This is a genomic window from Ruegeria sp. ABV3_008, from assembly GCF_056161185.1.
The window spans coordinates 55,765-79,056 of record NZ_JBSWYP010000008.1 but is presented as its reverse complement, the minus strand read 5'-3'; the positions used below and the strand labels follow the sequence as shown (position 1 = coordinate 79,056).

General features: G+C 59.1%; 16 protein-coding genes. 9 read left to right on the top strand and 7 right to left on the bottom strand.

Annotated elements, in window-relative coordinates; all coding sequences use genetic code 11:
• Positions 1 to 28: 28 nt before the first annotated feature.
• Positions 29 to 2,221 (bottom strand): serine/threonine protein kinase, encoded by a 2,193-nt coding sequence (locus ACXAH8_RS14675; protein WP_475219561.1) that lies wholly within the window; start codon positions 2,219 to 2,221, stop codon positions 29 to 31.
• A gap of 33 nt (positions 2,222 to 2,254) precedes the next feature.
• Complete coding sequence (locus tag ACXAH8_RS14670) at positions 2,255 to 2,827, bottom strand: OmpA family protein (RefSeq protein ID WP_170549474.1); 573 nt, start codon at positions 2,825 to 2,827, stop codon at positions 2,255 to 2,257.
• A gap of 168 nt (positions 2,828 to 2,995) precedes the next feature.
• Between ACXAH8_RS14670 and ACXAH8_RS14665 the strand changes: the two genes are divergently transcribed.
• The 4 genes from ACXAH8_RS14665 to ACXAH8_RS14650 all read left to right on the top strand — a co-directional run bounded on the left by ACXAH8_RS14665 (position 2,996) and on the right by ACXAH8_RS14650 (position 11,282).
• Complete coding sequence (locus tag ACXAH8_RS14665) at positions 2,996 to 3,835, top strand: M15 family metallopeptidase (protein ID WP_170675837.1); 840 nt, start codon at positions 2,996 to 2,998, stop codon at positions 3,833 to 3,835.
• A gap of 192 nt (positions 3,836 to 4,027) precedes the next feature.
• Positions 4,028 to 5,743 (top strand): ShlB/FhaC/HecB family hemolysin secretion/activation protein, encoded by a 1,716-nt coding sequence (locus tag ACXAH8_RS14660; protein ID WP_475219560.1) that lies wholly within the window; start codon positions 4,028 to 4,030, stop codon positions 5,741 to 5,743.
• Entirely contained in the window at positions 5,688 to 9,329 is a 3,642-nt protein-coding gene (locus tag ACXAH8_RS14655) for a two-partner secretion domain-containing protein (protein WP_475219559.1), read from the top strand. The genes ACXAH8_RS14660 and ACXAH8_RS14655 overlap by 56 nt, the downstream gene beginning before the upstream one ends.
• 21 nt (positions 9,330 to 9,350) lie before the next feature.
• A complete protein-coding gene (locus ACXAH8_RS14650) occupies positions 9,351 to 11,282 on the top strand; it encodes a caspase family protein (protein WP_475219558.1) in 1,932 nt (643 codons plus the stop codon).
• 2 nt (positions 11,283 to 11,284) lie between these two features.
• Here the strand turns inward: ACXAH8_RS14650 and ACXAH8_RS14645 are convergent, their stop codons facing one another.
• A complete protein-coding gene (locus ACXAH8_RS14645) occupies positions 11,285 to 12,340 on the bottom strand; it encodes an OmpA family protein (RefSeq protein ID WP_170378365.1) in 1,056 nt (351 codons plus the stop codon).
• 121 nt (positions 12,341 to 12,461) lie between these two features.
• Between ACXAH8_RS14645 and ACXAH8_RS14640 the strand changes: the two genes are divergently transcribed.
• The gene (locus ACXAH8_RS14640; protein WP_170689106.1) at positions 12,462 to 13,967 is read left to right on the top strand and encodes a caspase family protein; all 1,506 of its coding nucleotides are present in this window, start codon (positions 12,462 to 12,464) and stop codon (positions 13,965 to 13,967) included.
• Between the two features lie 139 nt (positions 13,968 to 14,106).
• The gene (locus tag ACXAH8_RS14635) at positions 14,107 to 15,186 is read left to right on the top strand and encodes a helix-turn-helix domain-containing protein (RefSeq protein WP_475219557.1); all 1,080 of its coding nucleotides are present in this window, start codon (positions 14,107 to 14,109) and stop codon (positions 15,184 to 15,186) included.
• Here the strand turns inward: ACXAH8_RS14635 and ACXAH8_RS14630 are convergent.
• A complete protein-coding gene (locus ACXAH8_RS14630; RefSeq protein WP_475219556.1) occupies positions 15,150 to 16,049 on the bottom strand; it encodes a LysR family transcriptional regulator in 900 nt (299 codons plus the stop codon). The two genes, ACXAH8_RS14635 and ACXAH8_RS14630, sit on opposite strands and share 37 nt — an antisense overlap.
• Before the next feature lie 103 nt (positions 16,050 to 16,152).
• Here ACXAH8_RS14630 and ACXAH8_RS14625 point away from each other — a divergent pair, with 103 nt between their 5' ends.
• Entirely contained in the window at positions 16,153 to 17,013 is an 861-nt protein-coding gene (locus ACXAH8_RS14625) for a phytanoyl-CoA dioxygenase family protein (protein WP_475219555.1), read from the top strand.
• Positions 17,014 to 17,022: 9 nt separating this feature from the next.
• On the opposite strand, the gene ACXAH8_RS14620 is transcribed toward ACXAH8_RS14625, so the two are convergent.
• The gene (locus ACXAH8_RS14620) at positions 17,023 to 18,327 is read right to left on the bottom strand and encodes a UDP-glucose dehydrogenase family protein (RefSeq protein WP_475219554.1); all 1,305 of its coding nucleotides are present in this window, start codon (positions 18,325 to 18,327) and stop codon (positions 17,023 to 17,025) included.
• Positions 18,328 to 18,485: 158 nt separating this feature from the next.
• Between ACXAH8_RS14620 and gmd the strand changes: the two genes are divergently transcribed.
• A complete protein-coding gene (gene gmd, locus ACXAH8_RS14615) occupies positions 18,486 to 19,610 on the top strand; it encodes a GDP-mannose 4,6-dehydratase (RefSeq protein ID WP_475219553.1) in 1,125 nt (374 codons plus the stop codon).
• Positions 19,611 to 19,620: 10 nt separating this feature from the next.
• On the top strand, positions 19,621 to 20,598 hold the full coding sequence (gene fcl, locus ACXAH8_RS14610; protein ID WP_475219552.1) for a GDP-L-fucose synthase: 978 nt from the start codon (positions 19,621 to 19,623) through the stop codon (positions 20,596 to 20,598).
• A gap of 31 nt (positions 20,599 to 20,629) precedes the next feature.
• On the opposite strand, the gene ACXAH8_RS14605 is transcribed toward fcl, so the two are convergent.
• Together ACXAH8_RS14605 and ACXAH8_RS14600 are read right to left on the bottom strand one after the other, a co-directional pair.
• A complete protein-coding gene (locus ACXAH8_RS14605) occupies positions 20,630 to 21,700 on the bottom strand; it encodes a DUF2793 domain-containing protein (protein WP_475219551.1) in 1,071 nt (356 codons plus the stop codon).
• A gap of 151 nt (positions 21,701 to 21,851) precedes the next feature.
• Entirely contained in the window at positions 21,852 to 23,282 is a 1,431-nt protein-coding gene (locus ACXAH8_RS14600; protein WP_475219550.1) for a mannose-1-phosphate guanylyltransferase/mannose-6-phosphate isomerase, read from the bottom strand.
• Positions 23,283 to 23,292 lie beyond the last annotated feature (10 nt).

Here is a 23,292-nt window from a genome sequence, read left to right as displayed (position 1 = left end):
CATTTGGACGCAGGAACGCCGCCGGAGCCTATTGCTCCAGCGTGGTCAGAATGCGGCTGTCCAGAGACAGAATTTGCGTTTCAACATTGCGGTCCTGCTCGCGCAGAGCCTCGGCATAACCTGCCGCGGATTCCGCCGTTGGGCGTATGGTACTGAACAGCTGGTTGTCAGTATGCAGAACGATCACCTTGCTTTTCCCCAGCGCGGTGTCATCGACCTGAAACGCGATGCCGCCATTGTCTTGGCTTTCATCAATCGAATAGGCCACACGGACGGAAATCGGCCCGGACTCTCCGTCGCGCAGAGAGGTGATATCGTTGTCTTGGCGGGTGACGTTGGGCAGCAAGTGGAACACATTGCCTGACACATCCAAGACCGAGACGGACAGATACCCTTCCTGAACATCATCGGGCAGGTCGACATCGATGACCGGGTTCTGCCCGACAATGAAGTCTCCGGTCGGATTGGGCGCGTTGCCTTGCTCTCCGTTGAAGAACGCGATCGAGATATCGCTGGTAGGTGCCGAGGGCAGGAAATTCTCGATCAGACACAGGGTCGGGTTCAGCAGCGTGACCTGCTCAAGATCGATAGGGCGTGAACCAGCGAGGGCCGTCAGCGCGGTGTCCAACCCAACCAAACTGTCCCTTGAGGCCAACGTTCCGCCAACCTTGATCGGTGTTTCGGGGCCGTAGCCCGTGCTGGGTGCGTCGATCAGTTTCAACGCGCCGCAATCGGCCAGACCGGACAGGATGGGTCGGACCTCATCTGCGGACAGGAACAGCGACTCCAACTCGATATCTGCGGTGCCTTGTAGCCCGGCGGGCAGACCGGCGGAGTAGAGCTGCTCTAGCTCGGCATGCAGGGCCTGATCGGTGGTTTGTCCGGTCAGTCGGGCCTCATTGCCTTCGACCACGAAACGCCACTCGTCCAGATCCATGGCGGCGTCGATGACGCCAGTCACCGCTGTTCCCCAGGTGTCGGAAATGTCACCTGAGGCTAATGTGAGATCAACATCGCCACCTTCGGATGTGATCTCGCCGGTCATGGCGTCCCTCACAGTCTCGGACGGAACAAAGCCTACGGCACGAGGGGCCTGACCAGGTCGTTTATCAGCCACCAGAGTATAGGGCGATACGGTCGGGTATTGCGGTGCAAGGAAGCTGTCGAACAGGCCGCCGAAATAGCCACCGGCACCAATGCCAACGACCGTAAGCGCTCCGACTGCAGCCACCACGGCTCCGCGCGAGGATTTGGCAGGCTCAGCTTTGGTAGGAGTGGCCTTGGGTTTCGGGTCCGGTTGCGTGACCGGGGCGACCGATGGCGTGGCAGCAGGGGCCGCGCGCGGGGCGATCACGGTCGCATCGTCCAGATCGTCTTGAGGCGCGGCCGATCCGTTCCGGGCCGCCGCAAGTGCGCGCAGGACATCTCCAGCGCTCTGGTACCGATCATCCGGGTTCGGAGCCGTCATCTTGTCGAGGATCGACTTCAGCGGTTCCGGTACGTCCTGAGTATTCAGCGGCTCTTTCTTGTTTTCGACCACTTCCAACAGGTTGCGCCCGGCGTCGGCTTTTTGCCCCCGGAAATTGGCCAGCAACAAGGCGCCCAGAGAATAGATATCGGTGCGCTGGTCGGTTTTGCCGGAAAGCTGCTCGGGCGCGGCGTAGGCGTATTTCCCGGCAAACTCGCCGCCCACAATAGTTTCGGCCCCGGGGTTTGTGTCCTTGGCGATGCCGAAATCAATGATCACGGCCTGGGCCGGATCGCCATCGCGCAGAATGATATTGTCGGGGCTCAGATCGCGGTGGACGATATTGCGGGCATGGGCGGCCTCAAGCCCCTCGCAGACCCGTTTACAAACGGTCAGCACATCGCTTGCCGACATGGGGCCAGCCTTGAGTTTCTGGTCCAGACCCGGCCCGTCGACATAGTCCATCACCAGATAGACATGCCCGTCGGCGGTTCGGTTGTTTTCAGAATAGCGGACAACCGCGTCGTGGCGGATGTCGCGGATTTCTTCCTCGCGGGTCAGCAGGACCAGATAGTCATCATTGCTGGAAAACTCCGCTTTCAGAACCTTCAAAGCGGCAAGCCGCCCCGAAATCTCGGAGCGGGCTCGATAGACGTCAGAAGTACCGCCCCGCCCAAGTATCGCTTCGATCCGATAAGTATTGTTCACCAGATCGCCCGGCTGAAACAGGTCGCCTGCGCGGGAGTCCGTCATGCTGTCCTCGGTTTAGTTAGAGTGGTGGTGTAATCAGCCGAGGGCCTGGAATTCAACGCGACGGTTTTCGTCGGCGCGCGGATTGTCCTTGTTCAGAGGTTCAGCCTCGCCCACGCCCAGCACCTCAAGCCGCTGTTCCGAGATGCCGCAATCGCCGACGAGGAAGCGTTTGACCTCTTTGGCGCGCAGCAGCGACAGGTTCTGGTTGTATTCAGCCGATCCTGCACTGTCGGTATGGCCGATGATCTGGAAGACGTTCACATCCACGTTCTTCATCGCCTGACACAGCGACGAAAGCTTGGGCTTTTCATCCTCGCGCAGCGCGGCAGAGGCGAAATCGAAACGGATCTGGATATTGACCTGATCCTCGCTTGCGACCGGCTGGTATTCGGTCGGTGCGGCGGCGACGGTGGTTTCAGCTTCGGCCTCAGCCGTTTCGCCGGAATTCGACGGCACGATGACAAGGCCGCGCGTCTTTTGCTTGTTGAACGCGTCGGTGATTTCGTCTGCCGTCAACTCGCCTGACTGCGCCAAAGCGAACTGAGCGGTACACAGGACGGCAAATGCCGAGGCCCCGATGAACTTCCATGATGCAAATGCGGACATAACCCTAACCTTTCCGTGTTTGAGGGGAAGACTAGCCCCCCACCCGACGACCGACAATGAAGAATGTCACACAAGCGCTGGACATTTTTAGGTCAATAGCGTGACATCATGCGCCCAGCCTTTTAAGTTCATCTCATAAGGTGGCAGAATACAGGAAACATCAGGCAAATGCGCATCGTTCCGGCGATCATTCTGGGAGTGGCCATCATACTGGCTCCGATCATCTGGTACGTCTTTCCTTTGGTCGTCCCACTTGACGAGAATTTCGAAGGTCCCGCCATCGATTCAGGCGCCCGGATCGAGATCGAGATGCTCAGCCAACAGCTGGATGATATGCGCGAACAGGTTGAACGACTTTCGCTTGAAGTGTCGCGCACCCAAAATGGTGCCGGGATCGTGCCGCAAGACAACTCGGCGGCGGATGACTATGGGTTTGACCGCTCGTCGCCCAATGAGATCATTGACGCTTATGCGCAGGTCGTCCTGATCGCTAACCGCAACAAGGTAAACCGGGAACTGGACTTGGCCGGCTCGTCCTTCTTGCGCGAAACATTCGGGCTACCGCGTGAGGATTTGACAGATGAATGCCAGTCGATGACCAATCCACGGCTTGAGGAACTATTGGTGCTGGAAGAGGTCGGGCCGGTTCGGGTGCGGATGTTGAAACCTGCGGTTGATTCACTGCGGGCTGTATTCGAGAACATTCAACGCACCGACCCCGACCTTTATGCGCGTATCAATACGGCTGGGTCGTTGTGTGTGCGCCGTATTCGCGGGGCGACGTCTTCGGCCTCGGCTCATGCTTACGGTCTTGCGGTTGATCTGAATATCGACGGTGTTCTGGATACACTGGGCGACGGCAAAACCCAGTTGGGTCTGACGATCCTCGCCGATTTCTTCCGCGAGGAAGGCTGGGTCTGGGGTGCTGCCTGGGGCCGTGAGGACTCGATGCATTTCGAGGTCAGCCGCAACAAGATCGAAGAGTGGCTCGAGGCCGGGATGCTCTGACCGCGCCTTTCTTGCGATTTGTGAAGTCCGTCACAGACGCAATAGGGTGCAAAGTAAATAAAGCGTTATCTATTCCAAAGGGGGCTACGGAGTGTTGAGAACGACCTTGCCATGGTCCCTTCGATGGGATTTCCTCGATACGTTTCTGGCTCATTGGTTCGAGCCGGTACAGGTAAGGGGTGTTTTTCTGACATGACGCGGATCTGTCGTTTTCTGGTTTTGGCTTCCTGCGTCGTGATCGCGTCGACTGTATTTTCCACGGTGGCGCAGGCGCAAAGCGCGTCGAACCTTGCTCCGTCCACCTTTCAGCCTCAGAACCAACGCAGCACCGGACCTGTGACCGTAGCGCGCGATCCGGGCGCGCCGGTGCCCGAAGGCGCAGACAGGCTGTTTGTGACTGTTGGTCAGGTGCGGATCGAAGATGGTCTGCCCCAGATGGAAGCGGCCAATGCGGCCTTCATTGAGCGACTGACCGGTAAGCGCGTGGCTGTTTCCGAGATTTTTGCGGCCACCAATAGATTGGAAAGCGCCTATACCAACGCTGGTTTTGTTCTTAGCCGGGTGGTCCTCCCTCAGCAGACCCTGCGAGACAGGGGCACGTTGCGCATCGTTGTGATTGACGGTTTCATCGAACGCATTGATGCCGAGAAAGTGCCTCAGCAGGCGCGTGAGCGGGTGGTGATGATTACCAAACCTCTGATCGGCAAACGGGGCGTCAAGCTGCAACAGATCGAGCGCGCGCTTTTACTGGCCGGGGATACGTTTGGCGTGCGACTGGCCTCGACCCTGTCGGCGGGCGATGCGCGGGGCGGCACCATTCTGACGCTGGATGGTGAGTTCAAAGAGATCACCGGCTCTTACGGCTTTGACAATACGCTGTCGGATGAGCTTGGCCCGGGCAACCTGAACCTCGGCCTTGAGGTCAACGGCGCGCTGGAGATGGGAGAGACCTTCTATTTCCGCGTCGGCGGTTCGCCCAAACGGTTCTTCTCAAGCGATGCGCAATACCGGATTGCGGCGGCAGGGACGGTTTTTCCGATCGGTTACGATGGGATGACGTTCAACGCCGAATACACGCTGAGTGAGGCGCAACCGGATGCCGAGCTGGTACCAAATACCAGTAAATTCGAACGCTTTTCCCTGCGGCTCTACTATCCTTGGGTGCGCACGCGGCGTCACAATCTGTCGTCGCAACTGATCCTGGACCGGATCAGCGACTCGCAGGATCTGATTGCCAGCTCAGGGTCGCTACCGGTTTACGACGACGATCTCAGTGTCTTGCGGGCCACACTGGATGCAAGCTGGACCTATGACAATGGCGCGTTTCTGTCTGCCGGGGCTGTTCTGTCGCGCGGGCTGGATGCATTCGGTGCCAGTACCTCGGTCGGGGCGGGGGATACCCCTTTGTCACGGCAAGGTGCCAGCGCGCAATTCACCAAGCTTGTGCTGTCGGCGCAGTATCAGCGCCCGTTGAACGCCAATTGGTCCGTGAACGTGAATGGCCGAATTCAATCCAGCTTTGGCGATCCGCTGGTCACGTCGGAACAGTTCAGTGTTGCCAGTTCCAGTGAGTTGTCGACCTTCGACGCAGGCGATCTGCGCGGAGATGACGGCTGGGTCGCACGGGCCGAGCTTGGCCGGTCACAGCAGACGCAAGTGGCCGGCTTTCCAATCCTTTTCAAACCCTATGTTTTTGGGGCTTACGGCGTGTTAGGTTTAGAACAACCCACTGTTCTGGAACAAGGCACAACCCGGGCATATGCCTACGGTCTGGGCTTTGATGTGTTTACGATTGAGGACTCGACCTATCGGTCCGGGTCAGTACGAGTGGAATATGGGAGGGGGGAACGTGATGACCTCGGGGAAGATGGAAACCGGTTCAGCATCACTGCCAGTCGCCGCTTCTGATGGTGCCGCAGCCATGACAGTCTCACGCCGCATTCTGCTGTCGGCCTCGACCGTGCTATGGGGCACGACCGCGCTGGCACAATCCCTGCCGACCGGTGGGACGGTAGCTACGGGTGATGTCGCGATCAGCCAACCCAACGGCAATCAGTTGAACATCACGCAGGGGTCGAATGCGGCCATCGTGAATTGGAACGGGTTTTCGATTGGCTCCGGCTCGACCGTGAATATCAATCAGCCGGGCGCGCAAAGCGTGATCCTGAACCGGGTTACCGGGAATACAACCAGTCAAATCCATGGACAGCTGAACGCCAACGGGCAGGTGCACCTCGTCAACCCGAACGGCATTTTCATCGGTCCGAATGGCCATGTGAATACTGGGGGCTTTGTGGCCTCGAGCCTGAATATCTCGGACGATGACTTTCTGAGCGGCCGCTATCACTATAACGGCAACGGGGCCTCGGCAGGGGTCGAGAACGCGGGCACGATTCACGTTGTTCCCGGCGGTTATGCAGCCTTGATCGGCGGCAAGGTGTCAAACTCGGGTGTGATCCGCGTGCCGATGGGCAAGGTGGGATTGGGCGCGGGAGAGCAAGTCACGCTCGACGTATCCGGCGATGGTTTTCTACAGGTTGCGGTTCCTTCGAACAGTGATGACGCCGCGATGGAGGCTCTGGTCACCAATTCGGGCCGGATCGAGGCGGATGGCGGAGTCGTTCACCTCAAGGCTGCCAGCGCTCGTGATGCGGCGCGTCGGGTCGTGAATATGTCTGGAGTGATCGAGGCCCGCTCGGTCGGTGGTGTTTCCGGAGCAGTTGTTCTGGGCGGCAGCGGCGGGGCCGTGCAGGTTTCGGGCCGCATTGATACCTCGGCGCGGGTGACATTGGTCGAGGCCTCTCCGCGCCCGGTGGCTCGAGATCAGAACGGTGGGTCGATCACGATTACCGGTGAAGCCATCGAATTGGCAGGTGCGGCTCTGAGCGCAGACGGTGCGGGCACTGGAAATGGCGGAGAGATCCGCGTTGGTGGTGACCTGCAAGGGGGCGGTGATCTACAGCGGGCAAGCACCACGCTGGTCGACAGCGCAACGGTAATCAGCGCCAATGGCGGAGATCAGGGCGATGGCGGTCTGATAGTCGTCTGGTCGGATGACTACACATCGTTCTCGGGCTTCAACTCGGCCCGTGGGGGCGATCTGGCCGGAGATGGCGGTTTCGTCGAAGTGTCGGGCAAACTGGCCCTGAATTACGATGGCCTGACCGATACGCGGGCACCGTTTGGTGCGTATGGCACGCTGCTGCTGGACCCCACGAACATCACGGTGTCTGACTCGGCAACGGGTCCGGGTTCGGTCACGCCGGGTACAATTGAAACGAACCTTGGCTTCGGCAACGTCACTCTGACGACCGCCGGAAGTGGCACTCTGCAACCGGATGGAGACCCTATCGACCTTGGTGGCGATGACTCACAGGTCGGCACGATCACCGTCGACGATCCGATCACGTGGGGCAACGGCTCTCGGTTGACGCTGCTTGCCAATGATTCGATCACGATCAACGCTGCGATCACCGCGACAAGCGGTGAGTTGGAACTGAACGCCGCCACAACGATTGGTACCGGCGCAGGTGGTACAATCAACGTCGATACCTTTACGCTAACGAATGGCGCCTGGTCACAGGTAAGTTCCACCCTCCCGAGTTTCTCGGCGGGAACGCTCGATATTGCGTCCGGCGCAACATTCACCCGTGCGCTCGGTGGCACTGGCGCCGCCGGGTCGCCATTTCTGCTGACGGATGTTTTTGGCCTTCAAGGCATTTCGGACGGCAACAACTACGCCCTGGCCAATCCTATCAGTGCCGCGCCACTCAGTTCGTTCGATCCAATCGACTTTGCGGGTGGCACACTTGAAGGCAACGGCTTTTCGATAAACGGCCTCACCATTTCGACCAGTTCGTTCGGCGGACTGTTCAACAATCTTGACGGCAACGTTCAAAACCTGCGTATCAACGGGGCCAGCGTTTCCTCTGGAGGCGGTGGTATCTTAGCAGGCACAAACGGAGGCACGATCTCCGGCGTGTCGGTATCCGGCAGCTTTTCCAGCAGTGACGAACAGGCCGGTGGTCTTGTTGGTTTCAACGATGGCACAATCATTGACAGTTTCTCGACAGCCAGTGTGACCGTCGCCACGACCGAGGCCAACCTAGTTGTCGCGGGCGGTCTGGTCGGCGAAAACAACGGAACCATCACTCGGTCTCACGCTACAGGAACCGTCAGTGGTTCTACGGCTGGTGATTTTTCCGTTGGTGGTCTGGTGGGTGACAACAACGGCCTTGTTCAGGATTCCTATGCAACCGGAAGTGTCTCAGGCACCAACCAGAGTTCAGCGCCCGGAGACTCGGCGACGCTCGGAGGCCTCGTAGGCTTCAACAATGGCGGCACAGTTGCCCGAAGCTATTCAACAGGCGGTGCCAGTTTTTCAGGCCCCAATACACCCACGCTTGGTGGGTTAGTCGGTTCAAACTCTGGATCTGTTTCAGGTTCCTTCTGGAACACCGATACCTCCGGTCTGGCCACCAGCGCCGGGGGCACGGCACTCACCACCGCACAACTTCAGGATACGGTTGGGTTTTTTAACCTTGCGTCGGCTCAAGGGTGGGACTTTACCAACACGTGGGCGCCTGGAGCTAGCGGGTCAGAAGGCGGGACAAACCCACTGCACTACACGACCTCACCGGTCCTGTTCGTGGTGCCTGACACGCTTCTCATCCCCGAAGGTGAGGCTGAAACGACGACAGGCACGGGCACAATTTCTGGTGGCCCGTCTGTCTTTCGGTTCGGGCCGTCGGGTGACTCGCTCGACACGTCCCCGATCTTTGAGACTTTGACGTTTGCCAGCACCGAAAACGGGACCACGACTTATACCGTGGATACCAGCTCACTCCTGAGTATCTCGGAGGTGTTCTATACCGTTTCTGCGCTGCCTGGCACGGCAATCATCGGGAACACGGTCATTCCGACCCCACCGACCCCAACCATTGAAATCACCCCGACCGTGGATACGACCATCACCGGCGGCGGGGGTGGCGGCGGTGGTACTACGACCACGACGACAACCGAAGCAGAAGCGGCGCTTGGTACGGTCAAGAATGCGTCGCAGGATTTTGACGAGGTCATCTCTTCCTGTGCGGAACAGGGCAATAATGTTAGTGCCTATCTGGCCTGTATTGCCGATGCGATGGACGAATACGCCTCGGACCTCGATTCGATCGTGCAGGGTTTGCCGCCGGGTCTGGAATCTGTTGGCGATATCATCCGTGGCGCAAGTGCTGGTATTCGTGCGGCGGGCGAAGATGCGAACCGTCGTCTGGCACTTGCCACCACCGCTGAGGAGCGGGAGACGATCCGCCGCGAGGCCGTGCAGGAAGCGCGCCGTCAGATCCGTCAGGCGCAGCGCGAAATCCGCAAGGCGATCACATTGATACGAGCAACCGACCCCGAGCTTGTCAGTATCCAGAACCAGCAGGTAGATACAATCGTGGCAGCTGTTGGTCAGGCCGAGATTGGCCTGTCGCGCGCCATCGGTCTTTAACCCCATGGAGGCTCTGCGCCCATGTTCCTGATCCGTCTTTGCGCGGCCATGCTTTTGACCCTGTTCAGCGCCGTTGCGGCGCTGGCAGACAAACGTGTGGCGCTGATCATCGGGAACTCGGATTACCAGACCGTCGGGGCGCTCGACAATCCGATCAACGACGCCTCTGATCTGGCCATCGCGCTTGAGGGGCTTGGGTTCGACGTTTTTCTCGGCACCGATCTGACTCGGGATGAGATGCTGTCTCTGGCTGAATCCTATGGTGCGACGGCTGCGGATTCTGATGTCTCGCTGCTGTTTTATGCAGGCCACGGCTTTCAGGTAGACGGGCGCAATTATCTGGTCCCGGTCGATGCCAATCTGACCAATGCTGCCGATATTCCTGAGCAGACCGTGGCTATGGAGGAGTTCGTCTCACGGATGGAGCGGTCCGACGGCATTCGTCTCGTGTTTCTGGACGCCTGCCGAGACAACCCGTTCGAAGACGGTGTACTGAGCGTTGACGAAGGGCTGGCCCGCGTCGGCAGCGCCGCCGATTTCCTGTTCGCCTACGCCACACAGCCCGACAACGTGGCCTTCGACGGCACCGGGCGGAATAGTTTTTTCACCGAAGCACTTCTGAGCCATATTTACACGCCGGGACAGGATATCTCGGACCTGCTGATCTCGGTCCGCAAGGATGTTCTGGCGTCGACCGGGGGGCGGCAGATCCCGTGGGACAACTCTTCGCTGACGCGGCAGTTCCGGTTTGACAACAGCCCGGTGACAGCTTCTGAGGAGACCCTACTGTGGCAGGTTGCGGCCAATGCGCAGGATGCCTCACTGATGCAGCTCTATATCGACCGCTACCCACAGGGCGCGCATGCCACTGAGGTTTTTGCGTTTCTGGATGAGGCTGGGCAGGGCGGCACCCAGACCCGCGCGCTGAGTGTTGAAGATCAGGACGAACAGGCCGAGCGTCTTTGGAAGCTGGCTCAACGCAGCCGGATGCGGCCTCTGCTGGAATTCTATCTTGAACAATACCCCGATGGCAGCCACGCCGCGCAAGCGCAGCGGCTGATCGCCTCGATCCCACGGCCCGAGGACAGCACGCCGGGCGGCATTTGTGAGCGGCTCGCGACCCATCCCCGCGACCGGACGGCCAGCATCACGGGCGTTCCTTTCAGCCGGTTGCAGGAAAACGCGCTGACGGCCATTCAGGCGTGCAGCGCGGCTGCGGCGCAGTCGCCGGATCTGTCTCACTACGTGGCGCTGTTGGCGCGGGCGACGATTGCTGCGGGGGATGTGGAGCGTGCCGTGACCCTCTACAAACAGGCTGCTGCCGAAGGGGATTTGCGGGCGATGGTGTCCTTGGCGCAATTGCATGAAAGCGGCACTGGCGTCCCTCAGGACATGGGCACAGCGCTGGACCTTTACGAGCGCGCGGCAGCAGGGGGCAGCGCCGATGCCATGATCAACCTCGCCGTCACCCTGTTTGAAGGCCAGATCGTTCCCAAAGATGACGCGCGCGCCGTCGCGCTTCTGCAGCAGGCTGCGGAGGGTGGGTCGGCCAAGGCGACGTTCAATCTTGGGGTGCTGGCGCAAGATGGTGCAGCAGGTGAGCCCGAACAGGCATTGGGCTACTTCCAGAAGGCAGCGCGCGATGGCGAATATCAGGGCTATCTGGCAGCAGCGATCCTTCTGGACGAAGGGCGCGGTGTCCCTCGTGATCCGTTGGAGGCCGCGCGGATGCTTCTGCGCGGAGCCGCTGAGGATAACGGAGCGATCCTGGATCAGCTATCCCTCGCCTCAGACCAATGGTCGCGCGACACCCTGATGGAGGTTCAACGGCTGCTGCAAAAGGCGGGCTATTACAACAGCGCGATCGACGGCGTGCCGGGGCCGAATTTCATATCGGCCCTGCGGCAATGGCGTAGTGGTGGGTTCGATCCGATTATTCTGGCTGAGAACTGAGCCTAGTTTACGGGCACAAACTCAATCCTCCGATTGCGGCGTTTGCCGTCTGCGGTGTCATTCGACACAACCGGGCGGCTTTCGCCATAACCAACCGTCAGCAGACGTTCCGGCGCGATCCCCTGATCGACTAGATAGGTATTGACCGCCTGCGCTCGACGTTCGCTGAGAACACGGTTAGCCTCATCCGAGCCATCGCTATCCGTGTGCCCGCCGATCTCGATCTTCAGGTCCGGGCAACGGTCGACAATGTCATGCAGATTGCTCAGCAGCGGAATCGAGTCATTGGTCAGCCGCGCACTGCCCGAGTTAAAGTAGATATTGCCGGTGCGCGACAGGATCTCCATCCGCCCTTCACAGGCCTCGCGATCCAGATCACCCTTGGTCTCCAGCGCGGTAGCCCCCGGCGTGGCCGAGGCAACCTCGAGCTGAGGTGGCGTGCCGGGTTGAGCGCGGTCGAATACGAACCCGAAGCTGACAAAGCCGAAGGGCAGAATATCAACACCGGCGGCTTCTTCGAGCTTGCCTCGTCCTTCCTCAAGGTTGAAGTCGGGCAGGGCAATCGCAATCGGCGTCGTATTGGCCACAGCCACGCGGTCATTGTCGACCAGAGTGATGGCCACCTGCGCCACGCTGTCTTTTTTCACCCCATGCAGGGATAGGCTATAGGGCAGGTCGATGATCTTGTGCCGGGTCTGGTGCAGATCCACCAGTTGTTCGGGCGGCAATTGGGCGGTGATCACAGCCTCGGGGAAGTTGAAGGTTTCAAAAAACAGGAACCGCATGCGCACATTGCGCAGGTCAATCTTGGTATCAACGCTGTCCATCTGAACCCGAATATCGGCACCGCCTTCAGGGCTGATCACGCCCGTGAGGGTTGCAAAGCCGCTGTTTTCGGCAATCGAGTTCTTTTTGACCGACAAAAATTGCAACTCCGAGGCATCGGCGTCCAATTTCCACCCATGTTCGAACGGATCGGCGCTTTGACCCCACGCCGTGTTTGCAAATACCAGTGCCGTCATCGCAAAAGCATTTCGCACCAAGTTTAAACGCGGCATGTGTGAACCTCTTCCTAGTCTTGATACTATAATTGGGATATTTCAGGCCACGGCCATAAGAAAGCCAAAAAACAATATCAGAGTACTTCCGGGCTGAGTGGTGCCCAAGGGGTCACGGACCATGAGACCAGAAAAAGGCAAAGAACCAAAGGTGCAACGCGTACTTAGAACCCTGTTTGCGATGATCGCTATGCTCTGGACCGGTTCGGCTTGGGCCGAGCCGCGAATCGCGCTGGTGGTTGGAAATTCCGACTATGGTTCGGTCTCGGCCCTAGACAATCCAATCAACGATGCGCGGCTGATGGCGGAAAAGCTCACTGCGCTCGGGTTCGAGGTGCGTCACCTGTCCGACAGCACCCAGATCGAAATGAAGCGCGCCATTGCCCAGTTCGGACGCGATCTGCGCAAGGGCGGCGAAACCGCCGTGGGCCTGTTTTACTACGCGGGTCACGGGGTTCAGTCTTTCGGTTCGAACTACTTGCTGCCCGTGGACGTGTCGCTGTCTGATCCGGCCGATCTGGATCTGATGGCGGTTGAGGCGCGTTCGGTTCTGCATCAGATGGCCTCGGCCAACAACAAAACAAATATCGTCATTCTGGACGCCTGCCGGAACAACCCGTTCGAGGATCTGGCCGATATGGATGACAACGGTCTGGCCGAGATGAAAGCTCCGACCGGTACTTTTCTCGCCTATGCCACCGATCCCGGTGGGGTTGCGCTGGATGGCGAAACCGGCAACAGCCCGTTCACGCTGAGCCTTGCGCAACATATCGACACGCCCGGCATGGCGATTGAGCAATTGTTCAAGAAGGTGCGCGTTGATGTTCTCAGCGAAACGCGGGGGCTGCAAACGCCTTGGGATACCTCGTCCCTGACGCAGGATTTCGCCTTTGCACGTGCGAATGAAACACTGATCGCGAAACCGGAACAAACCGAAGAAGAACAGTGGCAGGAAGCCGTGAACAGCCGTGACCCGGTGAAGATTATGCTGTTTCAGCGGGCCTATCCAGACAGTGTTCATGCATCGCAGGCCAATGATCTGTTGCAGACGATTTTGGCCGAGTCCTTTGGAACTCTGCCCACGCCAACGCCATCGCAAGAGGCCCCGGAAGCGACCGAGACGGACCGTCTGATGTACGAATTGGCGCAGGTGGACGATTCGATCCATTCCTACGAAGTCTATCTGCACAGCTTTCCCAGTGGCGCCTTTGCGGACCAGGCGGTCGAACGTCTGGCGGCACTGCAGTTGGAAAGCGAGACCGTGACTCGCAAAGCCGAAGCCAATGTCGAGGCGCCAGAGGCGCAGAATTCAGGCAGCATCGACGCCGGGGCAGCGGTCACCATGAAATCCATCCTGACTTTCGGCAACACCCACGTCAGGGGCAAGTCGATCGAGGAACTAGTCGCAGGCTCGCCTCAGTTCCCGCCGATTGATGGGCTGCCGGATGAGTTATGGAAAGATCAGAACTGTTCGAGTTGCCACCAGTGGACGCATGAGGCTCTGTGCGATCAGGCTCAGACCTATGTCAAACGTCCAGCGGCAGGCAACGTGGCCAAGCAGCACCCGTTCGGCGGTGGTTTAAAGGTCAACCTACGCCGGTGGGCGATGGGCGGCTGTCAGGGATAAGTCTGCCTTAAGGTTTAGATCAGCGACCGGGCTTGGTTGCGCGCCCATTTGGTCGAATTTTCCAATACAAGTCGGGAAAGCTAGTGATCCAAATGGAAAACCCCTTGTGAGTGGTCGGAAATAGCCGAAGAATGCGGGTATGAAGCCCAAACCTGTCACATCCGAACTTGATGATGAGGCCGAAGCTCTCGGGCCGCGCAGCATCTATGATGGTGACCCCGAGGATGAGGAGGATCTGTGGTTTCTCCCGCCAGAGGAAGACGCGCCACAGGATGATTTCCTGACCCCTGGCCCTCGGGCAGATCAGCGGCAATTGTTCGATCCCAGAGAGTGGCAGGCCGCGCAATCCGGGCTGTCCTCTGAGCTTGCGGACCTGGCGGTAACCTTTGGCGCACTGGACGAGCGGCTACGCGCGGGACCGGATGGGTGGACCCATCGTCTGGCCTTGATGGATGTATCCGATCTTGGCTGGTGGACGGGTGACCGGATCAGTGTCGAACGTTTGGCGCTTTGGACAAGTCTGCGGATCGGCGCAACGGGTGATGACGTGCAGTCCTTGTTCCGGGCCGGTTGGGCGGTGCGTCGCCTGTCATCAGGTGCGGCACCTTCCCATGGTGGCTGGGAGGCCGGGTTGACCGCCTTTCTGGACCGGATGGCGCAAGGGATCGAAGAGGTGCCGGAGGCAATTGCAGACCTGTCGGACGTGATGCGCAGTGTCGAGGCGCTGCACCCCGTCACGCAAGCCGCGATTGCCTTTCATGCATGGCGCGCAGTCTCTCAAGGCCCCGGTCAGGATACGGAAGCGGCCGTCATCGCCGCGCGGCATGCGGCTTCGATGGGGCGGGGCGGGGCGATTTTCATGCCGCTGGCCCTTTCCGGTCCGGGCGCGCTGCGTGGTGTTGGGTCGCCCGAGGAAAAACTGGCCGCCTGGATTGGCGGGGCAGGACAGGCGGCCCTCGCAGCCTTGTTGCATTTGGATCGGATCAATGCGTGGGAGGCGCGAGCGAAGGAGGCAACAGCCGACCTCAGCGGTCGAACGCCGCCTTTGCTGATCGACGCTTTGCGAGCCTGGCCCATGGTTTCGGCCCCTCTTGCCGAGGAACTTACACAAGCCTCGCGCGCTGCAGTACAGCGCAACATCGACCGCTTTACCCGCCGCGGTTTGGTCCGCGAAGTCACCGGTCAGGGGCGATACCGCGTTTGGACGGCGGCGCTGTAGTCCAGCAGCCAGTCGCGAAACAATCGGGCCGGCCGGCGCAAATCTGCACGCGAGGGATAGATCACGTGATAGGCTTCCTGCCCGCTGACCTGCAGGTCGGGAAGGCAGGGCACCAGTCCTGAGCCCTCCATGATACGGTCGGATGCGGGCGCGCGGGCCAATGCGATCCCAAGTCCGCTGGCGGACAGCTCGGCCGCCATGATCGAGTTGTCGGCAAAGAAAAACCGGGCCTGTCCTGTCGAAAGACGCAGCGCTTCGAACCAGTAGAGCCAGCTGGCTCGGTGGGTCGATACTTCGATCAGGGTGAATTGCAGCAAGTCCTGCGGGGTGTGGATCTGGGCGGCAATCTCGTGCGGGGCGACGGGAAACAGAACCTCGCGCAGCAGTTCATCTCCTTCTGTGCCAAACAGCGCAGGGTTGCCAAACACGATCTGTAGATCGGTGAACTGGTTGGTGAAATCCGAATTCGCATTGCCGGTGGTCAGCGAAAGATTGATCTGAGGGTGCGCGGCCTGAAACGCGGGAAGGCCTTTGGCCAAGACACCATGGGCAAACAACAAAACCGACTGAACGTATAGCCTCTGTTCCCGCGTCTCACCGAACAACCCGGTGGTGGCTGTTTCCAGCATCAGCAGCGATTGCTGGACTGAGGGCAGATAGGCACGTCCTGCTTCCGTCAGTGTGACTGCATGGGCATGGCGGTGAAACAGAGGCGTGCCCAACCGGGTCTCAAGCGCCTTGACCTGTTGGCTGACGGCGGCTGGCGACATGTTCAGCTGCGATGCTGCGCGGGAAAAGCTCTCCATACGGGCGGCTGCTTCGAACACGCGTAACCAGTTGAGTGATGGGATGCGAGGCAACATGTAGAGCAGGCTAAGCTAAACTTATCCTGACAGGCAAGAGGTTTGGTTTTGACGTGTTCTCACTCGCGGATACCCTTTGCGCATAGAGCGAATAGGTGACCCCATGGCGACGACGTTAACGCAGCAACAATCCGACCAGTATTGGGAGGATGGCTATCTCTTTCCCCTCTCCGTCTTTTCCGAAGCCGAGGCCGCCGGTTTCCGGTCGGAGCTAGAACAGATTGAGAGTGACTGGCTGGATGCGGATCTGCCCTTGCCTTTGAACACCTATAAGCGGGTCAATGCGCATCTGGTCATGCCACTAGCGACGCGGATCGCGCAGGATCCTCGCGTTCTCGATGTGGTCGAGGGCGTTCTGGGCCCTGATATCATGATCTGGTCGGCTGAGTTTTTCATCAAGGAGGCCAACACCGTGCAAACGGTTGGTATGCATCAAGACTTGACCTATTGGGGCATGGGGGAAACACCGGATCAGGTCACGGCCTGGATCGCTCTGTCCCCGGCGACGGTAAGTAGCGGGTGTATGGATTTCGTGCGCGCCAGCCACAAGAACCCGATCTTGCCGCATAACGATACATATTCGGAAACGAACCTGTTGTCCCGCGGGCAAGAGGTGGCCGTCGAAGTTGCCGAGACGGACAAGACCCATATAGAACTCGCGCCAGGTCAGATGTCGCTGCATCACGGGCTGACGATCCACGGTTCGGGGCCGAACCAGTCCGAGGACCGGCGGATCGGGTTGGCTATCCGCTATCTCAGTCCCGGAGCACAACAGCTGGTGGCGGACCGGGACTATGCGCTGCTGGCGAGAGGCTCGGACAAACACAGCAATTTCGTGCCGGTTCAAGCACCTAAAGAATTGTTCTCATCCGGAGCATTAGCAACTTATGAGCAAGTACGGCGGGATCAGAGCAAAGCACTGGCCGAAGGGGCAGACGCGTCGGTTCCGCTTTATGCGGGCTGAGACGGGCGGTTAACGCCCGACCCCCACATAGGTTTCAAAACCTGCTTTTTCGACACTGTCCTGAGAATAGACGTTGCGCAGGTCCACCATGCGCGGCGTCTTCATCGCTCCGCCAAGTTCGCTTAAGTTCAAGGCACGGAACTCGTTCCATTCGGTCAGAAGAACAACGACGTCGGCATCCTTGGCCGCTGCGTATGGGTCGTCACACCAATTCACACCGGGCAACAGCGCCTCGCCTTCGGCACGGCCTTGCGGGTCGACCACACGTACTGTGGCACCTCCGCCGATCAGGGCCGGAATGATGGTCAGGGACGGAGCATCGCGCATATCGTCGGTGTTGGGTTTGAATGTCACCCCCAGCACGGTCACGGTCTTGCGGTTGAAACTGTCATCGCAGGCGTCGCGGATTTTGTCGATCATTCGCTTTTTCACACCGTCATTAACGCGGATCACGGTCTCGGTGATCTGCATTGGATGCGCGTGTTCCTGCCCGATCCGGGCCAGAGCGGCGGTATCTTTGGGAAAGCACGATCCACCATAGCCGGGTCCTGCGTGCAGGAATTTATTGCCGATCCGACCATCCAGCCCAATCCCGCGCGACACCTCTTTGACGTCGGCGCCCACCTTCTCGCACAAACCAGCGATCTCGTTGATGAAGGTAATCTTGGTCGCGAGGAACGCGTTGGCGGCGTACTTGATCATCTCGGCGCTTTCCAGATCGGTGGTCAGGATCGGAAAGTCTCGCAGATAAAGCGGGCGGTAGATCTCGGCCATCACCTCGGCAGCGCGGTCGTTTTCCACGCCGACCACAACCCGGTCAGGACGCATGAAATCGTCGATCGCGGCTCCTTCACGCAGGAATTCCGGGTTCGATGCCACATCGAACTGCGCATTCGGATTTGCGGCAGTAACGACCTGCTGCACCTTACGGTTGGTGCCGACGGGCACGGTGGATTTTGTCACGATCACCGCATAGTCGGTCAGCGCATTGGCGATCTCTTTGGCTGCAGCCATGACATAGGTCAGATCCGCGTGCCCGTCCCCGCGTCGCGTCGGTGTGCCGACGGCGATGAAAACCGCATCCGCTCCGTCTACGGCTTCTTGCAGGTTGGTCGTAAAACTAAGCCGCCCTGCCGCCACATTCTTGGCCATGAGGGTGTCCAGCCCAGGCTCATAAATCGGAACCTCACCGGCTTGCAGCAACTGGATTTTATGCTCGGACTTGTCGACGCAGATCACATCATGGCCGAAGTCCGAAAAACACACTCCTGACACCAAACCCACATAGCCGGTGCCGATCATCGCAATACGCAAGCTCGAATTCCTCTTTTTGTCTCGGCCGAAATGCGCCTGCACAATCAAAGAAATCGTGGTCAGGTGCAATGCCAGATTGTCGCCTTGGGTTGCATTCCATACGCTCTTACTGTTTTTGAGACTTCGAACAGAAGCATTTGTGGAAACGAGGCACAGTTATGACCAAAACGGCATTGATCACCGGCATTACCGGTCAGGACGGATCGTATCTGGCCGAGTTCCTTCTGGAAAAAGGCTATGAGGTGCATGGGATCAAACGGCGTGCCTCCTCGTTCAACACGCAGCGAATCGACCATATCTATCAGGACCCGCACGAGCCGAACCCCAAGCTGCATCTGCACTATGGTGATCTGAGCGACACGTCTAATCTGACGCGTATTATCCAGCAGGTTCAGCCTGATGAGGTCTATAACCTTGGGGCCCAATCGCATGTGGCGGTTAGTTTCGAGTCCCCCGAATACACGGCTGATGTGGATGCGATTGGGACGCTGCGCCTGCTCGAGGCGATCCGGTTTCTGGGACTGGAGGAGAAGTGCCGCTTCTATCAGGCCTCCACGTCCGAGCTCTATGGGCTGGTGCAGGAAACACCTCAACGCGAGACCACGCCGTTCCACCCGCGCTCGCCCTATGCTGTGGCCAAGCTTTATTCCTACTGGATTACGGTGAACTATCGTGAGGCCTACGGGATGTATGCCTGCAACGGTATCCTGTTCAACCACGAAAGCCCGCGTCGGGGTGAGACATTTGTGACCCGTAAGATCACGCGCGGTCTGGCGAATATCGCTCAGGGCCTCGAAGATTGCCTGCATATGGGCAATATCGACAGCCTGCGGGATTGGGGCCATGCCAAGGATTATGTCCGCATGCAGTGGCTGATGCTGCAGCAGGACGCGCCCGAGGATTTCGTGATTGCCACCGGGGTGCAGTATTCCGTGCGTCAGTTCATCGAATGGTCCGCCGCCGAGCTGGGCGTGACGCTGGAATTCTCCGGCGAAGGCGTTGATGAGATTGCAACCGTCAAGGCGGTCGAAGGCGACAACGCTCCGGCGCTGAAGCCCGGAGATGTGGTGATGCGGATCAACCCCCGTTACTTCCGCCCGGCTGAGGTGGAGACCCTGCTGGGAGATCCGTCCAAAGCCAAGCAGAAACTGGGCTGGGTGCCCGAGTTGACGGTACAGGATATGTGCCAAGAGATGGTGCGCGAGGACCTCAAAACAGCGCAGCGCCATGCGTTGCTGAAGCAACACGGCTATGAGATGCCCGTGAGCTTGGAAAACGGCTGAGGACCCTAGCATGCGCAAAATCTACGTAGCAGGGCACCGCGGCATGGTTGGGGGTGCCATCCTGCGCAAATTGCAGGACCGGCAGGCCGCAGGCGAGGCCCTGAGCCTCATCACCCGCACGCATTCCGAACTGGATTTGACCGATCAAGCTGCGGTACGCGCCTTCATGCAGGCCGAGAAGCCCGATGTGGTCGTCCTGGCTGCGGCCAAGGTCGGTGGCATTCATGCCAACAATACCTTCCCGGCCGATTTCATTTACAAAAACCTGATGATCGAATGCAACGTGATCCATCAGGCGTTTGAGGCTGGTGTCAAACACCTACTACAACTTGGAAGCTCGTGCATCTACCCGCGTGCGGCGCAACAGCCGATGCGTGAAGACGCTCTATTGACGGGTATTCTTGAACCCACCAACGAACCCTATGCGGTGGCCAAGATCGCTGGAATCAAGCTGTGCGAAAGCTATAACCGGCAGCACGGGGTGGACTATCGCTCGGTCATGCCGACCAACCTCTATGGGCCGGGGGACAATTTCCATCCCGAAAACAGCCATGTGCTGCCCGCCCTGATCCGCCGTTTCCACGAAGCGCAGAGGGACGGCGTGGATGAGGTTGTGATCTGGGGCACAGGCAAACCCTGTCGTGAATTCCTGCACGTGGATGACATGGCCGAGGCGTCCCTGTTCGTGCTGGACCTGCCGCGAGACGTTTATGAGGCGAACACGCAGCCGATGCTTAGCCATATCAACGTCGGGTGCGGGTCTGACATCTCGATTGCCGAGCTTGCGGCGCTGGTGGCGCAGGTCACGGGGTTCAAGGGGCGGATCACGCAGGATATCTCAAAACCCGATGGGACCCTGCGCAAGTTGATGGATGTGTCACGTCTGGCGGATATGGGATGGATGGCTTCGATCGAGCTTGAGGACGGTATTCGCGAAACCTACGCTTGGTTTCTTGAACAGTCTGAGGGCGATCTTCGCGCGAAATAGAGGCCCGAACCCGAGGTCCGCGCCATTTACCTCAGAACCAACGTCCAATCGCGATAAGAGACGGCACGTGGACTGTTGCATCTGATGTGGTGGAAAGAACTCTGCAAACGACTTGGCTAGTCGAAGGTTCGTCTACTCCGACGAACCGGCCCACGCTACCACCGTTGCCGCTGACAGACGGGGTTGCCGCAAATGCGACCGGGAAGGTCCACGTCTCCGTGTTGCTAGCAAACAGCGCGCCATCAGCAGTGCTACAACCTGTGGCGGTCAGGGTTGCGGTACAAATTTGAGTGCCATCAGCGAAACGGACATAGTCGCCCGTTTCAGTGCTGCCGCGTTCGATCACTGCACCCGTCGGCGCACCTGCGTTTTCCGACACCGACCCCAGCAGATTGCCAGGCCCGTACCCATAGTCGGCCCGCATCAAGCGCCCAGCCGTGGTATCCGCGGGGCCGTTTTGAACGGCGGCGCCGCTGGCGATACCCGTGGCGGGATCAAGGCGCAGGGCATCTGTCCAACTGCCGCCGTCCGGCGACACCTTGATCGAGAACCCGGTGCTGCCGGAAAGGCCCATCTCGGCGTGACCCGTCCAGTTGGATTGAAACAGCAGCGACGCGGTTTCGCCAGAGGCGGCTTTGTTGATTTTTAACTGATGGCCACCACCTTCATGGCTCAGCAGCGTCGCGGGGCCACGAACGGATAGGCGGTTGGTACTGTCATAGCCTGTCGCCACACCAATACCGGGTAAGTTCGAGGTCTCGACCGGAGGGTTGACCCACGCGGTGCCATCCCACAGTTTCACCTGTCCGTCGGCTTGGTCCCAAGCGCGCCAGCCTGTTTGTGGGGTCAGGAAGTGCCAAGCGTTATCAATCCAGGCCGCCAATTCACCTGCATGGCCGTCCCACTCTCCCGTCGGATTCGAGCCCAGCCAATGAATCTCTCCTTGTTCCGGCGTGGCGGGTGGATTTGTGCTGCTTGTCGACACAACGCTCAGCTGCACCACGAGATCCAACTGGCGCAAGGCTTCGTTATGGGTGACATGTTTCTGCGCCTGAGACGGCTGCAAGAATGGCAAGTTCAATCGGGGTGAGATCTGAGACACGGGCGTCCTCCTTAGGCTGTCGGTCCGACATTTCGTTGCGCGCTACCCTACCGCAGGACGCATGAAATCTATCTGACCGAAGCGAACGCCCGGAGGTATTTCGGTTTACCTTTTCGCTTGAATCTCGCGCAAGAGACTGAATTTAAACAGTTTAACTGCGTGAATATATGTCCTCGTAGCGGATGATGTCATCCTCACCCAGATAAGTGCCGGTCTGGACCTCGATCAAAACCATGGGCACCTTACCGGGGTTCTCCATCCGATGGACCGCGCCCAAAGGAATGTAGACAGACTGATTTTCGGAAACCAGACGCTCTTCCTCGTCAATTGTGACCTTGGCGGTGCCTTCCACCACGATCCAGTGTTCGGACCGGTGGTGATGCGACTGCAAGCTGAGCGCCGCGCCGGGATGGACGTGGATGCGCTTGACCTGAAACCGGTCCCCTATCACCAGGCTTTCGAACCAGCCCCAAGGGCGATGGTCCACCGGCAAGGACTCGGCCTGTTTCGCACCTTTAACCTTCAGCGCGGTCACGGCCTTTTTGACGTCCTGAGCCTTGTCCATGCTGGCGACCAGAACGGCATCGGGCATGGCAACGGCAATCACGTCTTGCAAACCCAGCGCCACAACCTCCTGCGCCGGAGACTCCGAGCGGACCAGCACGTTTTGACAGTCAATCGCCGTGACTTCACCAGAAGTCGCGACGCCATCTGCGTCCGGATGGGTCAACTCTTGCACCGCGGACCAACTGCCAACATCCGACCACCCGGCCGCATAGGGCACAACGCTCAGGTTGTCCGCTTTCTCCATCACGGCATAGTCGATCGAGATATCTTCGACCTGAGACCACGCCTCGGCATCCAGTCTGAGGAAGCCAAGGTCACTCTTGGCGTTATCGACAGCGTTTTTGACAGGGCTCATCAAGGCAGGGGCGTGTTGTTCGAATGCGGTGATGATGTCGCGAACGGCAAACAGAAAGATGCCCGAGTTCCACAGATAGCTGCCATCAGCCAGTATGGATTTGGCCGTCTCAAGATCGGGCTTTTCAACGAACCGATCCAGAGGGACTGCGCGGGTCTCGGGCGTTTTGCTCAGTTTCAGATAGCCATAGCCGGTTTCCGGCCGATCCGGAGTGATGCCGAAGGTCAGCAGATCACCACGCTCGGCAATCGCGCGCAAACCCTCAGAGACCGCGTCGTGAAATGCGCTGGAATCGGGAACCACGTGGTCAGATGGAGCCACCAACATAACCGCATCCGGGTCGATTTCATTCAGAAACAAGGCTGCGGCCAGAACGGCGGGCGCGGTGTTGCGTCCTTCGGGTTCGATCAGAACCGGGCCGGGGTCTATACCGATCTCGGTCAATTGCTCCGGCACGACGAACCGAAATGCCTCATTCGTGAGAACCACAGGTTTGGCGTAAGGCGCAGCTTCAGGCCCACGCATTCTGAGGGCGCAATCCTGCAACAGGCTGTTCTCGCCCAGCAAAGGCACAAATTGCTTGGGATAGCTTTTCCGGGAGAGCGGCCACAAACGGGTTCCGGACCCCCCGCACAGAATTACTGGGTATACGGTTGTCATGATCGCGCAG

Bases quoted from the DNA above. Each gene is read 5' to 3' on its own strand.
- ACXAH8_RS14675 (WP_475219561.1), bottom strand. From the start codon at position 2,221: ATGACGGACTCCCGCGCAGGCGACCTGTTTCAGCCGGGCGATCTGGTG.
- ACXAH8_RS14670 (WP_170549474.1), bottom strand. From the start codon at position 2,827: ATGTCCGCATTTGCATCATGGAAGTTCATCGGGGCCTCGGCATTTGCC.
- ACXAH8_RS14665 (WP_170675837.1), top strand. From the start codon at position 2,996: ATGCGCATCGTTCCGGCGATCATTCTGGGAGTGGCCATCATACTGGCT.
- ACXAH8_RS14660 (WP_475219560.1), top strand. From the start codon at position 4,028: ATGACGCGGATCTGTCGTTTTCTGGTTTTGGCTTCCTGCGTCGTGATC.
- ACXAH8_RS14655 (WP_475219559.1), top strand. From the start codon at position 5,688: ATGACCTCGGGGAAGATGGAAACCGGTTCAGCATCACTGCCAGTCGCC.
- ACXAH8_RS14650 (WP_475219558.1), top strand. From the start codon at position 9,351: ATGTTCCTGATCCGTCTTTGCGCGGCCATGCTTTTGACCCTGTTCAGC.
- ACXAH8_RS14645 (WP_170378365.1), bottom strand. From the start codon at position 12,340: ATGCCGCGTTTAAACTTGGTGCGAAATGCTTTTGCGATGACGGCACTG.
- ACXAH8_RS14640 (WP_170689106.1), top strand. From the start codon at position 12,462: ATGAGACCAGAAAAAGGCAAAGAACCAAAGGTGCAACGCGTACTTAGA.
- ACXAH8_RS14635 (WP_475219557.1), top strand. From the start codon at position 14,107: ATGAAGCCCAAACCTGTCACATCCGAACTTGATGATGAGGCCGAAGCT.
- ACXAH8_RS14630 (WP_475219556.1), bottom strand. From the start codon at position 16,049: ATGTTGCCTCGCATCCCATCACTCAACTGGTTACGCGTGTTCGAAGCA.
- ACXAH8_RS14625 (WP_475219555.1), top strand. From the start codon at position 16,153: ATGGCGACGACGTTAACGCAGCAACAATCCGACCAGTATTGGGAGGAT.
- gmd (WP_475219553.1), top strand. From the start codon at position 18,486: ATGACCAAAACGGCATTGATCACCGGCATTACCGGTCAGGACGGATCG.
- fcl (WP_475219552.1), top strand. From the start codon at position 19,621: ATGCGCAAAATCTACGTAGCAGGGCACCGCGGCATGGTTGGGGGTGCC.
- ACXAH8_RS14600 (WP_475219550.1), bottom strand. From the start codon at position 23,282: ATGACAACCGTATACCCAGTAATTCTGTGCGGGGGGTCCGGAACCCGT.